Source organism: Candidatus Borreliella tachyglossi, from assembly GCF_003076595.1.
GTDB classification, from domain to species: domain Bacteria; phylum Spirochaetota; class Spirochaetia; order Borreliales; family Borreliaceae; genus Borrelia; species Borrelia tachyglossi.
The window spans coordinates 506,125-522,394 of sequence record NZ_CP025785.1; the positions used below are offsets into that span (position 1 = coordinate 506,125).

Annotated in this window: 29 protein-coding genes and 1 pseudogene; 29 read left to right on the plus strand and 1 reads right to left on the minus strand. The window is 34.1% G+C overall.

Annotation, left to right across the window (positions count from 1 at the left end; translation table 11 throughout):
* Nucleotides 1-12: 12 nt before the first annotated feature.
* From CR532_RS02475 to CR532_RS02500, 7 genes and pseudogenes are all read left to right on the plus strand, one after another.
* A complete protein-coding gene (locus CR532_RS02475) occupies nt 13-834 on the plus strand; it encodes a YmdB family metallophosphoesterase (RefSeq protein ID WP_108729242.1) in 822 nt (273 codons plus the stop codon).
* 63 nt (nt 835-897) lie between these two features.
* Entirely contained in the window at nt 898-2,178 is a 1,281-nt protein-coding gene (gene murA / locus CR532_RS02480; protein WP_108729243.1) for a UDP-N-acetylglucosamine 1-carboxyvinyltransferase, read from the plus strand.
* An 86-nt stretch (nt 2,179-2,264) separates the two neighbouring features.
* Entirely contained in the window at nt 2,265-2,396 is a 132-nt protein-coding gene (locus CR532_RS05450; RefSeq protein ID WP_259772297.1) for a hypothetical protein, read from the plus strand.
* 65 nt (nt 2,397-2,461) lie between these two features.
* Nucleotides 2,462-2,728: pseudogene (locus tag CR532_RS02490) on the plus strand (MATE family efflux transporter); the annotation flags it as partial.
* A gap of 38 nt (nt 2,729-2,766) precedes the next feature.
* The gene (locus CR532_RS02495) at nt 2,767-2,994 is read left to right on the plus strand and encodes a hypothetical protein (RefSeq protein ID WP_108729246.1); all 228 of its coding nucleotides are present in this window, start codon (nt 2,767-2,769) and stop codon (nt 2,992-2,994) included.
* Nucleotides 2,995-3,026: 32 nt separating this feature from the next.
* On the plus strand, nt 3,027-3,161 hold the full coding sequence (locus CR532_RS05455) for a hypothetical protein (RefSeq protein ID WP_259772298.1): 135 nt from the start codon (nt 3,027-3,029) through the stop codon (nt 3,159-3,161).
* A 279-nt stretch (nt 3,162-3,440) separates the two neighbouring features.
* Nucleotides 3,441-4,787, plus strand: a complete 1,347-nt coding sequence (locus tag CR532_RS02500; protein ID WP_108729247.1) for an MATE family efflux transporter — start codon at nt 3,441-3,443, stop codon at nt 4,785-4,787.
* A 67-nt stretch (nt 4,788-4,854) separates the two neighbouring features.
* On the opposite strand, the gene CR532_RS02505 is transcribed toward CR532_RS02500, so the two are convergent.
* Nucleotides 4,855-5,244: a hypothetical protein gene (locus CR532_RS02505; protein WP_108729248.1), complete on the minus strand. Its 390-nt coding sequence runs from the start codon at nt 5,242-5,244 to the stop codon at nt 4,855-4,857.
* A gap of 549 nt (nt 5,245-5,793) precedes the next feature.
* Here CR532_RS02505 and tuf point away from each other — a divergent pair.
* The 22 genes from tuf to rplO are packed head-to-tail and all read left to right on the plus strand — an operon-like array spanning nt 5,794 to nt 16,267.
* Nucleotides 5,794-6,978, plus strand: coding sequence for an elongation factor Tu (gene tuf / locus CR532_RS02510; protein WP_108729249.1), 1,185 nt, complete (start codon nt 5,794-5,796; stop codon nt 6,976-6,978).
* Between the two features lie 48 nt (nt 6,979-7,026).
* Complete coding sequence (gene rpsJ, locus CR532_RS02515) at nt 7,027-7,338, plus strand: 30S ribosomal protein S10 (protein WP_108729250.1); 312 nt, start codon at nt 7,027-7,029, stop codon at nt 7,336-7,338.
* Between the two features lie 35 nt (nt 7,339-7,373).
* The gene (rplC, locus tag CR532_RS02520) at nt 7,374-8,003 is read left to right on the plus strand and encodes a 50S ribosomal protein L3 (protein ID WP_108729251.1); all 630 of its coding nucleotides are present in this window, start codon (nt 7,374-7,376) and stop codon (nt 8,001-8,003) included.
* A 1-nt stretch (nt 8,004) separates the two neighbouring features.
* Nucleotides 8,005-8,634 (plus strand): 50S ribosomal protein L4, encoded by a 630-nt coding sequence (gene rplD, locus CR532_RS02525; protein WP_108729252.1) that lies wholly within the window; start codon nt 8,005-8,007, stop codon nt 8,632-8,634.
* A 21-nt stretch (nt 8,635-8,655) separates the two neighbouring features.
* Nucleotides 8,656-8,952: a 50S ribosomal protein L23 gene (rplW, locus tag CR532_RS02530; RefSeq protein WP_108729253.1), complete on the plus strand. Its 297-nt coding sequence runs from the start codon at nt 8,656-8,658 to the stop codon at nt 8,950-8,952.
* Between the two features lie 21 nt (nt 8,953-8,973).
* Nucleotides 8,974-9,807 carry a 50S ribosomal protein L2 gene (gene rplB, locus CR532_RS02535; RefSeq protein ID WP_108729254.1) on the plus strand — a complete coding sequence of 278 codons (834 nt, stop codon included), beginning with the start codon at nt 8,974-8,976 and terminating at the stop codon, nt 9,805-9,807.
* Nucleotides 9,808-9,816: 9 nt separating this feature from the next.
* Nucleotides 9,817-10,095, plus strand: a complete 279-nt coding sequence (gene rpsS, locus CR532_RS02540; protein WP_011772429.1) for a 30S ribosomal protein S19 — start codon at nt 9,817-9,819, stop codon at nt 10,093-10,095.
* 5 nt (nt 10,096-10,100) lie between these two features.
* Nucleotides 10,101-10,463, plus strand: a complete 363-nt coding sequence (gene rplV, locus CR532_RS02545; protein ID WP_108729255.1) for a 50S ribosomal protein L22 — start codon at nt 10,101-10,103, stop codon at nt 10,461-10,463.
* 3 nt (nt 10,464-10,466) lie between these two features.
* Entirely contained in the window at nt 10,467-11,303 is an 837-nt protein-coding gene (gene rpsC / locus CR532_RS02550; RefSeq protein WP_108729256.1) for a 30S ribosomal protein S3, read from the plus strand.
* Between the two features lie 18 nt (nt 11,304-11,321).
* Nucleotides 11,322-11,738 (plus strand): 50S ribosomal protein L16, encoded by a 417-nt coding sequence (gene rplP / locus CR532_RS02555; protein WP_108729257.1) that lies wholly within the window; start codon nt 11,322-11,324, stop codon nt 11,736-11,738.
* A gap of 3 nt (nt 11,739-11,741) precedes the next feature.
* Nucleotides 11,742-11,942: a 50S ribosomal protein L29 gene (gene rpmC, locus CR532_RS02560; protein ID WP_108729258.1), complete on the plus strand. Its 201-nt coding sequence runs from the start codon at nt 11,742-11,744 to the stop codon at nt 11,940-11,942.
* Between the two features lie 4 nt (nt 11,943-11,946).
* The gene (gene rpsQ / locus CR532_RS02565; protein ID WP_108729259.1) at nt 11,947-12,201 is read left to right on the plus strand and encodes a 30S ribosomal protein S17; all 255 of its coding nucleotides are present in this window, start codon (nt 11,947-11,949) and stop codon (nt 12,199-12,201) included.
* Between the two features lie 30 nt (nt 12,202-12,231).
* Nucleotides 12,232-12,600 carry a 50S ribosomal protein L14 gene (gene rplN / locus CR532_RS02570; protein WP_108729260.1) on the plus strand — a complete coding sequence of 123 codons (369 nt, stop codon included), beginning with the start codon at nt 12,232-12,234 and terminating at the stop codon, nt 12,598-12,600.
* 10 nt (nt 12,601-12,610) lie between these two features.
* A complete protein-coding gene (gene rplX / locus CR532_RS02575; RefSeq protein ID WP_108729261.1) occupies nt 12,611-12,916 on the plus strand; it encodes a 50S ribosomal protein L24 in 306 nt (101 codons plus the stop codon).
* A 3-nt stretch (nt 12,917-12,919) separates the two neighbouring features.
* On the plus strand, nt 12,920-13,468 hold the full coding sequence (gene rplE / locus CR532_RS02580; RefSeq protein ID WP_108729262.1) for a 50S ribosomal protein L5: 549 nt from the start codon (nt 12,920-12,922) through the stop codon (nt 13,466-13,468).
* Between the two features lie 14 nt (nt 13,469-13,482).
* Nucleotides 13,483-13,668 carry a type Z 30S ribosomal protein S14 gene (locus CR532_RS02585; protein WP_108729263.1) on the plus strand — a complete coding sequence of 62 codons (186 nt, stop codon included), beginning with the start codon at nt 13,483-13,485 and terminating at the stop codon, nt 13,666-13,668.
* Nucleotides 13,669-13,677: 9 nt separating this feature from the next.
* Entirely contained in the window at nt 13,678-14,076 is a 399-nt protein-coding gene (gene rpsH, locus CR532_RS02590; RefSeq protein ID WP_108729264.1) for a 30S ribosomal protein S8, read from the plus strand.
* A gap of 19 nt (nt 14,077-14,095) precedes the next feature.
* Nucleotides 14,096-14,638, plus strand: coding sequence for a 50S ribosomal protein L6 (gene rplF, locus CR532_RS02595; protein WP_108729265.1), 543 nt, complete (start codon nt 14,096-14,098; stop codon nt 14,636-14,638).
* Between the two features lie 17 nt (nt 14,639-14,655).
* Nucleotides 14,656-15,015 carry a 50S ribosomal protein L18 gene (rplR, locus tag CR532_RS02600; protein ID WP_108729266.1) on the plus strand — a complete coding sequence of 120 codons (360 nt, stop codon included), beginning with the start codon at nt 14,656-14,658 and terminating at the stop codon, nt 15,013-15,015.
* 12 nt (nt 15,016-15,027) lie between these two features.
* Nucleotides 15,028-15,522, plus strand: coding sequence for a 30S ribosomal protein S5 (rpsE, locus tag CR532_RS02605; protein WP_108729267.1), 495 nt, complete (start codon nt 15,028-15,030; stop codon nt 15,520-15,522).
* Nucleotides 15,523-15,525: 3 nt separating this feature from the next.
* On the plus strand, nt 15,526-15,837 hold the full coding sequence (gene rpmD, locus CR532_RS02610; protein ID WP_108729268.1) for a 50S ribosomal protein L30: 312 nt from the start codon (nt 15,526-15,528) through the stop codon (nt 15,835-15,837).
* The gene (gene rplO / locus CR532_RS02615; protein ID WP_108729269.1) at nt 15,830-16,267 is read left to right on the plus strand and encodes a 50S ribosomal protein L15; all 438 of its coding nucleotides are present in this window, start codon (nt 15,830-15,832) and stop codon (nt 16,265-16,267) included. The genes rpmD and rplO overlap by 8 nt, the downstream gene beginning before the upstream one ends.
* Nucleotides 16,268-16,270: the final 3 nt, after the last annotated feature.

Genomic DNA, 16,270 nt, shown 5'->3' on the forward strand with positions numbered 1-16,270 from the left:
AGAGAGGTTTTGGTGGCTTTGCGAGTTTTGGTTACTGGGGAGATTGTAGGCAAGCCCGGTATTATTGTAATAAAAAATTTTTTGTCTTCTTTTAAATCAAGAAAGAAAATTGATTTTGTAATATCTGGTAATAATTTTACTACGGGACTTAGAGGACTTTGTAAAAGACATGCATTCTTACTAAAGAAATATGGCATTGATGTCTTAACCTTAGGAGAAAATGCATTTGCAAGATCTGGGCTGGGTGATGATCTTGATAAATATAATTTCATTTTAAAACCTCTCAATTGCCCTACCAAATTGAAAGGTTATTCTTATTTTATTTACAATGTTGGTGGTAACAGGCTTACTGTAATTAGGCTTGTTGGACAAACAGGTATGACAAAATATAAATTTAATAGTCCTTTTTTTGCTTTTGATTATTTTTATGAAAAGATAAAGTTACATACTAATAATATAGTTGTGCTTTTTGATTCAAGCACAACAGCTGAGGTTAATGCTATGTTTTTTTATTTGAAATCTAGAGTTAGTGCTTGTTTGGGTATTGGGAAGAGGATATTGACAGCAGATCTTAGAACCTTAGATGGTGCTGCGGTTATTACTGATCTTGGTAGAGTTGGTAGTTTGAATAGTGTTATTGGATATGTTCCTGAATTTGAGACAGATAAGTTTTTAAAAGGGTTTTTAAATAATCGATTTACTGAATCTTGGGAGGGGCTTGGCTTTAATGGTGCTATAGTTGAAATTGGAGATGATGGTAGGGCTGCATTAGTTGAGGTTGTAAGGGAGTATATCAATTTTAATGATAGTCTCCAGAATAGAAATAATATTTGAAATATTACTTTTAGGGTCGATAATATGTTTTATTTGTGTGAGCTTTTTTAGCTTGGAGGCAGAATGTATAGCTATCTTGTAGAGGGTGGTTTTAAAATAGGTGGAAAAATAACAGCTAGTGGCAATAAGAATGCGGCTTTGCCTTGTATTACAGCAGCACTACTTACAGATGAAGAGGTTATTTTGGAAAATATTCCAAATATTAAGGATGTAGAAGTTGTCCTTAGTATTTTAAAGGACATAGGCGCTGAAGTTGTAAGGGAAGATGGTATTGTTAAAATTAAGGTTTTAAATATTACTAAAACTGAGATGAATTCTTCCTTAACGGATTTAATTAGAGCTTCTATTTTGTTTGTGGGTCCTATTCTTGCTAGATGTGGCAAGATTGATCTTGCGCCTCCTGGTGGGGATGTCATTGGGAAAAGGCGCCTTGATACTCATTTTTATGGACTTGGTAAGCTTGGTGCTAGATTAATAGATAGCAAACGGATTGTTTTAGAAGTGGATAAATTGATTGGAGCTACAATGTTTTTAGATGAAGCATCAGTTACTGCTACTGAAAGTATTGTTATGGCTGCTGTTCTTGCTTTTGGTGAGACCGTGATAATGAATGCTGCATGTGAACCGCATGTACAGGATTTGTGTAATATGTTGAATTCTATGGGTGCTAATATTACGGGCATTGGTTCTAACATTATTAAAATAATAGGTGTTAGAAAATTGAGTGGGACTAGGTTTCAAATAGGGGCTGATTTTATGCAGGTAGGATCTCTGGTTAGCCTTTCTGCATTGACAGGGGGTGAACTTGAGGTTAACAGAGCTGATCCTCAACATTTTACTTTAATAAGGCATGTATATGCAAAACTTGGCATTAATTTTGAGTGTGACGAAGAAAATATATACGTTAAGGGAAAGCAAGATTTAAAGGTAAGATTAGATTTTGGAGGACATATTCCTAAGATTGATGACGGTCCGTGGCCAGCTTTTCCAACAGATCTTATGAGTATAATGATAGTAACTGCTACTCAAGTTAGCGGAACTGTTCTTGTTTTTGAAAAAATGTTTGAATCGAGATTGTTTTTTGTAGATAAGCTTATAAAAATGGGTGCTCAGATTGTTCTTTGTGATCCCCATCGTGCGGTAATTACAGGAAAAACACTTCTTAAGGGAGATGTTTTATCTTCTCCTGACGTTAGGGCTGGTATGTCTTTACTTATTGCAGCTCTTTGTGCTCAGGGGGAAAGTAGAATTCAAAATGTTTATCAGATTGAGAGAGGATATGAGGAAGTTGTCGATAAATTAACTAGCTTGGGAGCAAAAATCAAGCGAGTGAGAGAAAAATAGAAATTTTATTTTTCTATTTTTTAAAGGATAATATTCTTTTGGTATCAAAACAAGTCAAGTTAGGAGAATTAATTATTACTGAAAACATGTATAAAATAATTTTTGTGATTGCCTTACCTTTGGTTATTACTAATATTATTCAGGTTCTCTATGAATTTATTGATATGTTTTATTTTGGAAATCTTGGTGCTATGGCTCTTGTTGCAAGGGCATATTGATTTATCTTATTATGTCTTTGGGTATGGGTATAGATGTGGGTAGTATATCTTAAGCTAGGAATTTTGGCGATGCTAATTATAAGAAAATTTCTAAGTATTCAGGACAACTATTAACATTAAGTTTTATTATTTCTGTATTGGTTGCTGTGTTGGTATTTATTTTTGTTGGTTCTATTTTGGAGCATGTTGGAGCAACTGGAGAAATTAAAGATTATGTTAAACGGTATTTTTCTATATCTATTTATGGAATTCCTGTTATGTTTTTAAGCATGTCTATTGTGTTTATAATTAATACAATAGGATCTATAGCTATTTCAATGGAATTGTTTTAATTGCAAATGTTTTTAACTTTATTCTTGGTTCAATTTTAATGTTTACTTTTGATTTGGGTATTTCAGGAGTTGATTGGACTACTCTTTTTTCAAAGCTGATTACTGTTGTAAGTTATCCCATTGTGGCTTTTGGTTTTGATAAAGGTTTTAAAATTTATGTTAAAGATTTGATTCCTGATTTTAAGTATCTAATCCAGATGCTTAAAGTGGACATACTTGGGCTTTGGGTCGCAGGTTATGATATCTTTTCCTTTCCTGGGTTTTAATGTATTTATTGTGACAGTTGGGATTAACTTTTTTGGCTGAATATGTCATTTCCCATATTCTAGATGCATTTTTGTATTTCCCTGCGATGGCTTTCAGAGCTGCTCTATCTTCTATAATCGGACAAAATCTTGATGCAAACAAAGTAAAGAGAAGCTGGGATGGCTAATATAGTAATTATTGTGACCTTCGTTAAATTGTGGCTTGTTGCAAGCCTAATATGTTAGTTCTTAGTTATTTTGATATAATTTTGAGTATATTTGGGTATTTGCTCTGATTCTACATTATTTTGGATTCTTTGTTACTTTAGTTGTTGTTATTAGTGGTACTTGGAAGAAGAGAAGTTGTAATACTCTATTTTATTTGTAGTTTAAAATCAAATAAGAAAATTTATTTTTTATAAAGCTTTACAGTTCAATAAATATAATGAATGAAGGGTAAGATTCGGATGTTAAGTAGCAATACTAAAACTAGAAAGTTAATATTAGAAGGAAATTTATATAAAGTTTTTTTGGTCATCAGTTTGCCTATCATGGTCAGCAATATTATTCAGGCTCTCTATGAGGTTATTGATATGTTTTATGTTGGGAAGCTCGGTGCTATGGCTCTTGCTGCACTGTCTTTGACTGGGCCTATTAATTTTCTTATTATGGTTCTTGCCATGGGGATGGCTACAGGAAGTATTTCATTGATGTCTAAATGTATTGGAGAAGGGGCTTTTTCAAAGTTTTCAAGATATGCAGGGCAATTGGTGTTTTTAAATTTCATCTTATCTTTATTTGTTACAATTTTTATTTTGATATTTATAGATTTTATTTTAGATTTTTTGGTTGTAAGAGGCGAACTTAAAGAGCTTGCGAAGTCTTATCTTTATGTCACAATATGTGCGATACCTGTAATGTTTTTGAGTATTTCTATTATATACATATTAAATTCTCAAGGAGAGACCATTATTTCGATGATGATAGTTTTAATTGCCAATATTATTAACTTTATTCTTGATCCAATTTTAATGTTTACTTTTAATCTAGGTATTGCCGGTGCTGCTTGGGCTACTCTTTTTTCAAAGTTAACAACTGTTTTTTCTTATTTGTTTTTAACTTATAGGTTAAATCGTGGACTTAAGCTGGGTTTGAAAGATATTACTCCAGATATTACTATGATAAGAAATATTTTAAGTTTAGGGCTTCCATCAGCTTTTGGTCAGATGATGATTTCTATTTCTTTTTTAATTTTTAATTACTTTGTAATTAGAATAAGTCCAAAATTTTTAGCTGCTTATGGTCTTACAAATAGCATTATTGCCTTTTTGCTTCTTCCTGGAATGAGCATTGGTACTGGAATTATTTCAATTGTTGGACAAAATCTCGGTGCAAAGAATATTGCTAGAGTGGGAGATGCTTTAAAGAAAGGATTTTTTGTTTCCTTGGTGGTATTGTTTACGGTTAATTCATTCATAATATTTTTTAGAGAAGTTATAATAAGAGTTTTTACAGATGATTTAGAAGTTATAAATTATGCTAATAATTATTTATTATTGGCATCAATTGGGGCTGTTGGATATGGATTGCAACAGGGGTTTTTTGGAGGATTGATTGGAGCAGGACTTACAAACCTTGTCATGATTCTTGTTTGTATACGCCTTTGGATTATTCGTTTGCCGGCTGTAATTGTCTTTCAATATTTTGGTATTATGGAGGATTCTTTGGGGTATGCCTTTATAATTTCAAATTATGTAACCTTTATTATTTTATTGTGTTTGACTTTTACGAAATATTGGGAAAAGCCACAGTAGGTTTGAATATTGAATAATCTTGTATCGTTGGTAAATAGGAAGTTATATTAAATGAAGATTTGGTATGTCAATCCTGCTTTAAGAATATATTAAATATATTTTTTTGTTTTTTGTTAATCTTGACATTTAATTTAAATGTTTTTTCTTCTCCTGCTTTGAGACCTTCTTTGATGATATAGCCTGTTTTATTACCTTTTTTAAAAATTGCTAATGAGTTTTGCTTTATGTTAGTTTTTTTGTTGTTTTTAAGGGTAATTATTAAACTGTTTTTACTGTTGGTCTCAAATTTTACTATTTCAATCTTTGCGGTATTTTTCTTTATGCTAATAATATGGGTGATCTCTCTGGCAACCTCTTTTGATTGTACGGAGTTATTCTTTACGCATGATATAGTCATATATACAATAAATATTATAGTAATTTTTAATAACCTAGATTTCAAATCTTGTCGAGTCATATAATTGTTTTATTTTAACCTTTTTATTAATAAGTTTTAAGATAATCGGATTAAATGCCAGATATATTATTATTTGCTTAAATTTAAAGCTTACAATATTAAGTTTCTATTTGCTTTTACATATGAAAATGTAGGTAGAGCTTAAAGTTTAAGTTTGTGAAGAAAGCAATCCTTGGAGTTGGAATTAATAAATTTTACTCAATATGAATTGTAAAGTAGTATTAAGATTTTATTTTTCTATGAAAATGGTTTTTGACGAATTTTAATCTTGATGCATTGTATCTCTTTGTTTTAAAGAATTTTGTATTTGACATAAAAATATTAAAATTATTGACTATATCTTAAATAATGTGTAAACTACTAGAGTTACTAAGGATTCTTTTAGAAAAACACGAAAATCGGGTCAATTTCTAAGGAAGTATGGTCTTTATATATAGTAGTTTTATTTATTATGTAATTATTATATATTATTAAAAAGCAAGGTGGAATTCTTAAATAGGGTTTTAAGAAATAAGTAAAAATTTGGAGTAAAAATTTAGGAGGTGATTCATGGCTAAGGAAGTTTTTCATAGGACAAAGCCGCATATGAATGTTGGGACAATAGGGCACGTTGACCACGGTAAGACAACATTAACAGCGGCTATTAGTATTTATTGTTCAAAGGTAAATAAAGATGCAAAGGCACTCAAGTATGAAGATATTGATAATGCGCCTGAGGAGAAGGCAAGGGGAATAACAATTAATGCTAGACACATCGAATATGAAACTGTTAACAGACATTATGCGCATGTTGATTGTCCTGGGCACGCTGACTACATTAAAAATATGATCACGGGTGCAGCTCAGATGGATGCTGCTATATTATTGGTTGCGGCTGATAGTGGGGCAGAACCACAGACGAAAGAGCATTTACTACTTGCACAGAGAATGGGAATAAATAAAATAATTGTGTTTTTGAATAAATTAGATTTGGCAGATCCTGAACTTGTTGAACTTGTTGAAGTTGAGGTTTTAGAGCTTGTTGAAAAATATGGATTTCCTGGCGATACCCCAATAATAAAAGGCTCTGCTTTTGGAGCTATGTCAAATCCTGATGATCCTGAGGCTACTAAATGTGTAAAAGAACTTCTTGAATCTATGGATAGTTATTTTGAGCTTCCTGAGAGAGATATTGATAAGCCATTTTTGCTTGCTGTTGAAGATGTTTTCTCTATTTCTGGACGTGGTACTGTTGCTACTGGGCGTATTGAAAGGGGACTCATTAAGGTTGGACAGGAAGTTGAGATCGTTGGAATTAGGGAAACTCGAAAAACAACTGTTACTGGTGTTGAAATGTTCCAAAAGATACTTGAACAAGGACAAGCAGGGGATAATGTTGGGCTTTTGTTAAGAGGTGTTGATAAGAAGGATATTGAGAGGGGACAGGTTATTTCTGCTGTTGGTACAATTACGCCTCATAAAAAATTTAAAGCCTCTATATATTGTTTGACTAAGGAAGAAGGTGGAAGACATAAGCCATTTTTCCCAGGGTATAGACCACAGTTTTTCTTTAGAACAACGGATGTTACGGGCATGGTTACTCTTGAGGGTAAGGAAATGGTTATGCCTGGGGATAATGTTGATATTGTTGTTGAGCTTATTTCTTCAATAGCTATGGATAAGAATGTTGAGTTTGCTGTTAGAGAGGGCGGCAGAACTGTTGCTTCGGGAAGAATTCTTGAAATATTGGAATAGTGCAGGGTTTGAGGGTATTTTTGTATCCCCAAGGTTTAGGAGAATAAATTGATTACTAAAGATAAGATACGAGTCAGGCTTTTTAGTTTTGATGTTAAGATATTAGATCAGAGTGCTGAGTCTATTGTTAGGGCTGTTCAAAAGTCTAAGGCTCAAATTAAGGGACCTATTCCTTTGCCGACAAAGATAAAAAAATATACTGTTTTGCGGTCTCCTCATGCTAATAAAAAATCAAGAGAGCAATTTGAGATGAGAACTCATAAAAGACTTATTGATATCCTAGAACCTACCTCTGCATTGATGGATTCTTTGATGAAATTAGAGCTTCCTGCAGGGGTAGAGGTAGATATTAAACAGTAAATAAGATTTTTAAGTTATGAATTTGAGGTGTTTTAATGTTGGGATTGATTGGAAAAAAAGTTGGCATGACACAGATATTTCAAGAAAATGGAGTTGTGGTGCCTGTTACGGTGATAGAATTTGAGCCCAATTATGTTATAGGAAAAAAAACAGTAGAAAGAGATGGATATGATGCTCTTATAACAGGTTCTGTTGATCTTAGAAGATCTAAAGCTTCAAAGCCTATAAGAGGTCAATATAAAAGGCTAGAAAATATTGAGCCTAAGAGATATATTATGGAATTTAGGGGTCTTGAGGGTTATGATGCTGGTGATGAGATTAGACTTGACGCTTTTAGGGAAATTAAGTACGTAGATATTACTGGTACTACTAAGGGTAAGGGATTTCAGGGAGCTATAAAGAGGCATAATTTTAGTGGTGGTCCATCTTCTCATGGTTCTAAGTTTCATAGGCATCTTGGTGGTACAGGTCAGGCTACTACACCTGCTAGAACTTTTAAGGGAACCAAAATGGCGGGTAGAATGGGTGGTGAACAGCAAACTATTCAAAATCTTGAAGTTATTTTTATTGATGAGGATAAAAGATCCATTTTGGTAAAAGGAGCTGTACCAGGGTTTAAGGGTTCTTTTGTTGTTGTTAAAAAGGCAAAGAAAGTGGGTGTTTAATATGGAAAGAAAAGTTTTTTCTAAGGATGGACAAGAGCTTAGATCTATAGATTTAGAAGATAGGGTTTTTAATGTAGATGTTAGCTATGGTTCTATATATAATGCTATTAAGAATGAGCTAGCTAATCTTAGGGTTGGAACAGCTACAACTAAGACTAGGGCTGAGGTTAGAGGTAGTTCAAAGAAGCCTTGGAAACAAAAGGGTACGGGACGTGCAAGGGTTGGCACTAAGAGAAATCCTGTTTGGGTTGGTGGAGGTGTAGCTTTGGGGCCAAAACCAAGAGACTACAGCTATAAGCTTCCAAAGAAGGTTAAGAGACTTGCTTTTAAGTCTGTACTTAGTCTATGTGCATCTATGGAGGATAATTTTAAAGTTGTTGAAAATTTTACTATTGAGTCAGGAAAGACAAAAGAGCTTGCTTTAATAGTAAGGAACTTTATAAAAACTGATGGGAGAACAGTGATTTTATTGGGTAATGACGATCAAATGGTTAAGAGAGCAGGAAAAAATATAAGAGATTTAAAGATTTTATCTTTTAATAGACTTAGAGTTGTTGATTTGTTTTATGCTAAAAATTTGATAGCTCTTGAATCTGCTATTACTGGTCTTAATGAGTTTTATGTCAAATAAGAGAAATGTTGAGGATGAGTTATGAAAGCTTATGATATAATAATTTCACCTATGCTTACTGAGAAAACCAATATTCAGCGAGAAAATTTGAATGTTTATGCTTTTCATGTCAGAAAGCAAGCGAATAAAAAAGAAATTGGTGTTGCAATTAAAGAGCTTTTTAATGTTACTCCAATAGCATGTAATTTGCTTAATGTTAAGAGTAAAGTTAAGGTAGTTGTGTCAAGGAAGGGGTATCCTATTGGCAAGGGGAAAACTTCTTCATGGAAAAAGGCATATGTTTATCTTAAAAAAGAAGACAAGATAGATATTTTTTAGTGGTTTTGGAGAAAGGTAGATATGGGTATTAAGACTTATAAGCCAAAAACTTCGTCTTTGCGTTATAAGACAACTTTATCTTTTGATGAGTTAAGTAAGGGCAATGACCCTCTTAGATCTTTAACTAAGGGGAAGGCATCTAGGGCTGGAAGAGACTCTTCTGGAAGAATTAGTGTTAGAAGAAGAGGTGGTGGGCATAAAAGGCGATACAGGGATATTGACTTTGACAGGAGGGAAAAATTTGGCGTGCCTGCTCGAGTTGCATCTATTGAATATGATCCTAATAGGAGTTCTAATATAGCTTTGCTTGTTTATGGGGATGGAGATAAGAGGTATATTATTGCTCCTAGGGGAATTAAGGTTGGTGATGTTTTGGAGAGTGGCCCAGGTTCTCCAATAAGGGTTGGTAATTCTTTGCCACTTGAAAATATTCCGGTTGGCAAGACAGTACATAATATTGAACTTAATATTGGAAGGGGTGGTCAGCTTGTAAGAGGTGCGGGGGGTTATGCTATGATACTTGCTTCTGAGGGAGATTACGTGACTGTTAAGCTTCCATCGGGCGAGATGCGCATGATTTTTAAGAAGTGTGTAGCAACCCTTGGAGAGGTTGGTAACGAAGATTATATGAATGTTTCTATTGGCAAGGCTGGCAAGAGTAGATGGCTTGGGAAGAGACCTAAGGTAAGAGGGGTTGCAATGAATCCTGTTGATCACCCACATGGTGGTGGTGAGGGTAAAACTTCTGGGGGTCGTCATCCTGTATCTCCTTGGGGACAACCAACTAAGGGATATAAAACTCGAAAGAAAAAGAAATACTCAGATAAGTTTATCATCAAGAGAAGAAATAAATAGGAGAGCGTAGTGGCAAGATCTATTAAAAAGGGACCTTTTATAGAAAAAAGTCTTTATCAAAAAGTTTTGGCATCCTCTGGGAGGGAAAAGAGAGTAGTTATTAAAACTTATTCTAGAGCTTCAACAATAATTCCTGAGATGGTGAGTCTTACTATATCTGTTTATAATGGGAAGTCTTTCATTCCCGTTTATATTACTGAGGATCTTGTTGGGCATAAGCTTGGTGAATTTTCACCGACAAGAATTTTTAGAGGACATGCTAAATCAGATAAGAAGGGAAGGAAATAGAGGTTATGTATGTAAATAGAAGGTATACAGCAAGAGGCAAAAATTTGCCATCTTCGCCGAAAAAAGTAAGGCCTATAGCTGATAATATACGGGGTAAGTCTTATATTGAGGCGGTTGCAATACTTTATTCTATGCCTAATAAGGGTGCTAAACTTTTAGGCAAGGTGGTTAAATCAGCCGCATCGAATGCGATATACCATAATAAAAATCTTTCTGAGGATATGATAGTTGTAAATAAGGTTATGGTGGATGATGGAAGAAGACGTAGGAGTATTTGGCCTAGGGCTAGAGGCAGGGCCGATAGACTTATTAACAGAAGTTGCCATATTTTTGTTGAAGTTAATGAAAAGATGCATGGTGGAGAATAACATATGGGTCAAAAAGTACATCCTTATAGCTTAAGATTGAAGATTAATAAGGATTGGAAGTCAAAGTGGTATTTTGATAAAAAGTTGTATTCTGAGATTCTTCACGAAGACTTCTTAATAAGGCGAGAAACAATGAAGTTCTTTAAAACAATTAGATTTGATATTGCGGATATTGAGATTATTAGAAATAACCTGCAGAGAGCGACTGTTGTAATTTCTACGCCAAGGCCTGGCTCTGTGATTGGAGTTAAGGGCGCTAATATTGAAAAAATTGGGCAATTGTTAGCTAGGAGAATATCTAAAAAAATTAATATTAAGATAAAAGAGATTAAGAAGCCAGAATTTGATGCTCAAATTATTGCTAACGGGATTGCGAAACAGATGGAGAATAGAGCTTCTTATAGAAAGCTTTTAAAGTCGGCACTTTCATCTTCTATTTCGAAAGGTATTCAGGGTATTAAACTTAAGGTCTCGGGTAGACTTGGTGGAGCTGAGATTGCTAGAAGTTTTGAAGTTAAGGAAGGAAGAATTCCTTTACATACCCTTAGAGCTAATATAGATTATGGTTTTGCTGAAGCTCAGACAACTTATGGTGTTATTGGTGTTAAAGTTTGGGTATTTAAGGGTGAAGTTTTAGGAAAGCAAATTAATTCAGATGCTGGTCAGGTAATTAATAGAAAGTCTTTACGAGAAAAGAATGAGAGTTTTAGTAGAAATAGATTAGTGGATGATAGGAATAGAAAAGTTTTAAATGAGAATAAGTTTTCTAAGGAAAAATCAGGGCTTGAGTCTAGGTTAAGGAATAATTCTTTTGGGAAAAAAGATGGTTCTGATGTATAAATCTTTAAGGAGAGTTAAATGTTAAGTCCTAAGAAGGTTAAATATAGGAAAAGGCAAAGAGGAAGACTTACTGGAGAAGCTCAAAAAGGTAACAAGATATCTTTTGGGGAGTATGGACTTGTATCTCTTGAGACATATTTTATTACTGCAAGGCAAATTGAGGCAGCTCGTGTTGCTATGACTCGTAGAGTTAAAAGAGGTGGTAAGGTTTGGATAAGAATATTTCCAGACATTCCTTATACTAAGAAGCCAGCTGAGACTAGGATGGGTAAGGGTAAGGGAGGCGTTGACCATTGGAATGCGCCTGTTAAGCTTGGAACTGTTATGTTTGAGATGGCTGGAGTAGCTAAGGAGCTTGCTGAGGAAGCTATGATGCTTGCTAGCTCCAAACTTCCGGTTAAAACTATATTTGTAGTAAGGCGAGATTTGAGGTGAGTTATGTTAAAAAAATTTAAAGATTTGACCCTTGAGGATATTGAAGCTAGAAGATTGGCTTTAAAGAAGGAATATATGGACTTAAGGTTTAAAGCTGTTGTTGGACATGTTGAAAATCCTTTAAAGAAGAGAGAGATGAGGCGAGATATTGCAAGGCTTAATACAATTATTCATGAATATGGTATGGGTATTAGGAAGGTTTAATTATATGTCAAGAGAAAATAAGAAAGAATTAATTGGGAAAGTTGTTAGTGATAAGATGAAAAAGACAATAGTTGTTGAAATTGTTCAAAGAAAGATGCACCCTATATATCACAAATACTTGAAAGTTAGCAGAAAAGTTAAGGCTCATGATGAAAAGGAAGAATCAAGAATTGGCGATAAGGTAAAAATTATTGAGGCTCGACCTATTAGTAAAGAGAAAAGGTGGATACTTGTTGGAGTTTTGGAGAAGTCAAAGTAATTTCAGTTATTTTTTATAGAGGAGATTAATATGGTTCAGATGCAGACATATTTAACAGTTGCTGACAATACAGGTGGCAAGATAGCGCAATGCATAAAAGTTCTTGGTGGTAGTAAGAAACGATATGCTAGGGTTGGAGACATAATCGTTATTGCTGTAAAGCAAGCAATTCCCAATTCGCCTATTAAGAAAGGAGATGTGCATAAAGCTGTGGTTGTTAGGACTTCGAAGGAAATAAGGCGTAAGAATGGAACTTATGTTAGATTTGATGATAATGCATGTGTTATACTTGATACTAATTTGAACCCAAGAGGCAAAAGAGTTTTTGGACCTGTTGCAAGAGAGCTCAGAGATGCCAATTTTATGAAAGTTGTTTCATTGGCTTCAGAGGTGATATAGGGGGTTATTTATGAAGACAAGGTTGAAGGTAGGTGACAATGTGAAGATTATCTGCGGCAAGGACAGAGGTAAAACGGGAAAAATTACTAGTATAGATAGAGCAAATCTTAAGGTTGTTGTTGAATCTTGTAATTTAGTTAAAAAGGTTATTAAAGCAAGGACACCTCAGGAAAAGAGTAAGATAATCAGTAAGGAAGCGGCTATGGCTATTTCAAATGTAATTTTGTTTGTAGGTGGTGTAACTTCAAGAACGGGAATTAGATTTGAAAATAATGAAAAAAAGAGATATCTTAAAAAGAATGGGGAGAATATTTAGCCTATGAGTTATGTTCCTGAGTTAAAGAAGTATTATAGGGATAGTATTATAAAAGAACTTGTTGGGGAATTTCAATATAAGTCTATTATGCAGGCTCCAAAGATAGAGAAAATAGTTGTTTCTGTGGGAGTTGGGGAAGCTGTTAAAAATAAAAAACTTTTAGATTCAGCTGTTTCTGAACTTAGTCAAATTACTGGGCAACGGGCTGTTAAGACGAAGGCTAAGAGGGCCATTGCTGGATTTAAGATTAGACAGGGTCAAGAAATAGGTGCTAAGGTTACTCTTCGAGGTAATATTATGTATGAGTTTTTGTACAAACTTATTAATTTAGCATTGCCCCGTGTTAAGGATTTTAGAGGAGTTGATAGCAATGCTTTTGATGGTAAGGGTAATTATTCTTTTGGAATAGCAGAGCAAATAATATTTTCTGAGATAGATTATGATAAAATAGAGAGGATATCTGGTTTGAATGTTACAGTAGTGACAACGGCTTTAAGCGATAGAGAAGGAAAAGCTTTGCTATCTAAATTTGGTATGCCGTTTAGTAATTAAAGGGATTTGTGTTTATGGCTAAAAGATCAATGATAGTTAAGGCTTTGCGAAAGCCTAAGTATATAACAAGGCAAAAGAATAGATGTAAATTATGTGGGCGTCCAAAGGGTTATATGAGAGATTTTAGTATGTGTCGTATATGTTTTAGGAAACATGCATCATCAGGGTTAGTTCCTGGTGTTTCAAAATCAAGCTGGTAAGGAGAATTTATGGCGGTTACGCATTCAGTGGGAGATATGTTAACTAAGATAAGAAATGCAAGTAGAGTTAAGCATGAATCTGTGAGTTTGAAGATGTCTAATATAAATAAGGCAATTTTAGACATTCTTAAGGAAGAAGGATACATTAGGGATTATAGTATATTTGACAAGAATGGTATTTCTTTTATTAAGGCAATGCTAAGTTATGATCATAAAAGAAATTCAGCTATAAATAGAATAGATGCTATTTCAACTCCTGGTAGGAAGGTTTATTCTGCATATAAAAATATGCCGAGAATAAAAAACGGATATGGTATATTAATAGTTTCTTCTTCTAAGGGCGTTATTACCGGTAAAAAGGCTAAGGATAATAAAGTAGGTGGTGAGTTAATTTGCTCAGTTTGGTAAGGTGAGAGGTAGATAAAGTATGTCACGGATTGGTAAACTTCCTATCAAGATGTTAGATTCTGTTAGGGTTGATATTAAGGACAATGTAGTAATGGTTGAAGGGAAGAAAGGTAAGCTAAGTCAGGAGATAAAGAATAATATTCGGGTTAAAATTGAAAATGGTAATATTGCTGTTGAGCGTACCTTGGAAGATAAGCAGACAAGGGCTTTTCATGGTCTTTATAGAAGTTTGATTTTTAATATGGTTAAGGGAGTAACTGATGGATTTTCAAAATCTCTTACTATTAATGGTATAGGATACAGAGTCGAGCAACAAGGAAAGAGTCTTTTTTTTAACTTGGGATATTCAACGCAATTTGAATATGTAATTCCTGAGGGAATTACTATTAAGATTGATGGTAATACTAAAATTGCTGTTGAGGGAATAGATAAGTGTAGAGTTGGGCAGGTTGCTGCTGAGATTAGAGGTTTGAAAATTCCAGAGCCTTATAAGGGGAAGGGAATTAGATATGATAATGAAGTAATCAAGCGAAAAGTAGGAAAGTCAGGAGTAAAAAAATAGATTTTAGGTGAGTATTTATGAAAAAAATAAAAGAGACTGAAAAAAGAAATGTAAAACGCAAGAGAAGAATAAGAGATAGAATTGGGCTTGGTGTTACAGATAGACCTAGAATCACGATTTTTAAGTCCAATAGGTATTTTTATGCTCAAGTTGTTGATGATACAGTGGGGCATACTCTTGCGAGTGTTTCTACTATTGAGAAAGGTCTTAAATTAAACAAAAATATCGATAATGTGATGAAACTCGGTGAGATTCTTGCAAAAAGACTTAAGGATAAAAATATTAGTAGACTTATTTTTGATAGGAACGGTTATAAATATCATGGTCTTATTGCAAGTTTTGCAACCTCTTTGCGAGAAGCTGGTATTGATATTTAGGGGGAAATTATAGTGGAAACTCAAGTTCATAAAAAACAAATAGAGAAATTAATATCACTTAATAGGGTTACTAAGGTTGTAAAAGGGGGAAGAAGGTTTTCTTTTGCTGCTTTTATGGTTGTTGGCGATGGAGAAGGACAGGTTGGTTGGGGATTTGGTAAGGCCAATGATGCTAGTGATGCGATTAAGAAGAGCTTAACAAATGCTAGGAAGAATTTAAGGTTTGTTCCTGTTAGGAAAGGTACCCTCCCTCATATGGTTATTGGGGACTTTAAAAAAGCTAAGGTTTTAATTAAACCAGCTACTCATGGTACTGGTATTATTGCGGGTGGACCTGTACGTTCTGTAATGGAAGCATTGGGAGTTCATGATATTTTAAGCAAATCTCTTGGTTCAAATAATTCTATGAATGTGGTAAAGGCAACTTTTAAAGCATTTGATTTGGTCTTGGATGCTAGAAAGGTTGCGGGAATAAGAGGAAAAACTTTAAGGACTTTATGGGGTTAGTTTATGGTTAAGAGAAAATTAAGACTTCAGTTGAAGCAAGCGAGGTTTCAAACCTCAAGATCTAGGCTTAAAAATAAGGCTTTTATTAAAAGGATGGAAGGAAACAGAGAAGTTATTGTTAAGAGTGGTATTAGAGTTGAGGTTGAGCTTAGGAGAAGTCTTATCGGGAAATTAGATAGCAAGGTTAGAACATTGAGAGCTTTGGGTTTGAAGAAAATAGGGGACAGAAAAATCCATATTTTAAACAAGTCTATTAAAGGTATGCTTAATGAGATAGTTAGTATGGTTTTGTTAAGTGAGGTAAGGAATGATTAAGTTAAAGAGACCTTTGGGAGCTAATAAGTCTCGAAAGGTTGTAGGTAGGGGTCCAGGATCTGGACTGGGAAAGACATCTGGTCGAGGTCAAAAGGGTCAGAGAGCCAGAAATACCTCTCCAAGGCCCGGTTTTGAGGGGGGCCAGACTCCTCTTTATAGAAGGTTACCAAGAAGAGGCTTCTCTAATCATGATTACAAGGTTAAGTATGAGATTGTAGGGCTTGGAGATGTAGATAGGAAATTTGAGACTGGAGATTTGGTGAACTATAGTACTTTGTGTGCGAGGGGGCTTGTGAGTAAAAAAGTTAAAAATGTTAAGGTTTTATCTAATGGTAATCTCACTAAGAAGGTTGATTTTGAAATCTTTCGTATTTCGAAATCCGCTGAAGACCTTGTAACAAAGCTTGGGTGTAGTATTAAATTAGTTTAGAAT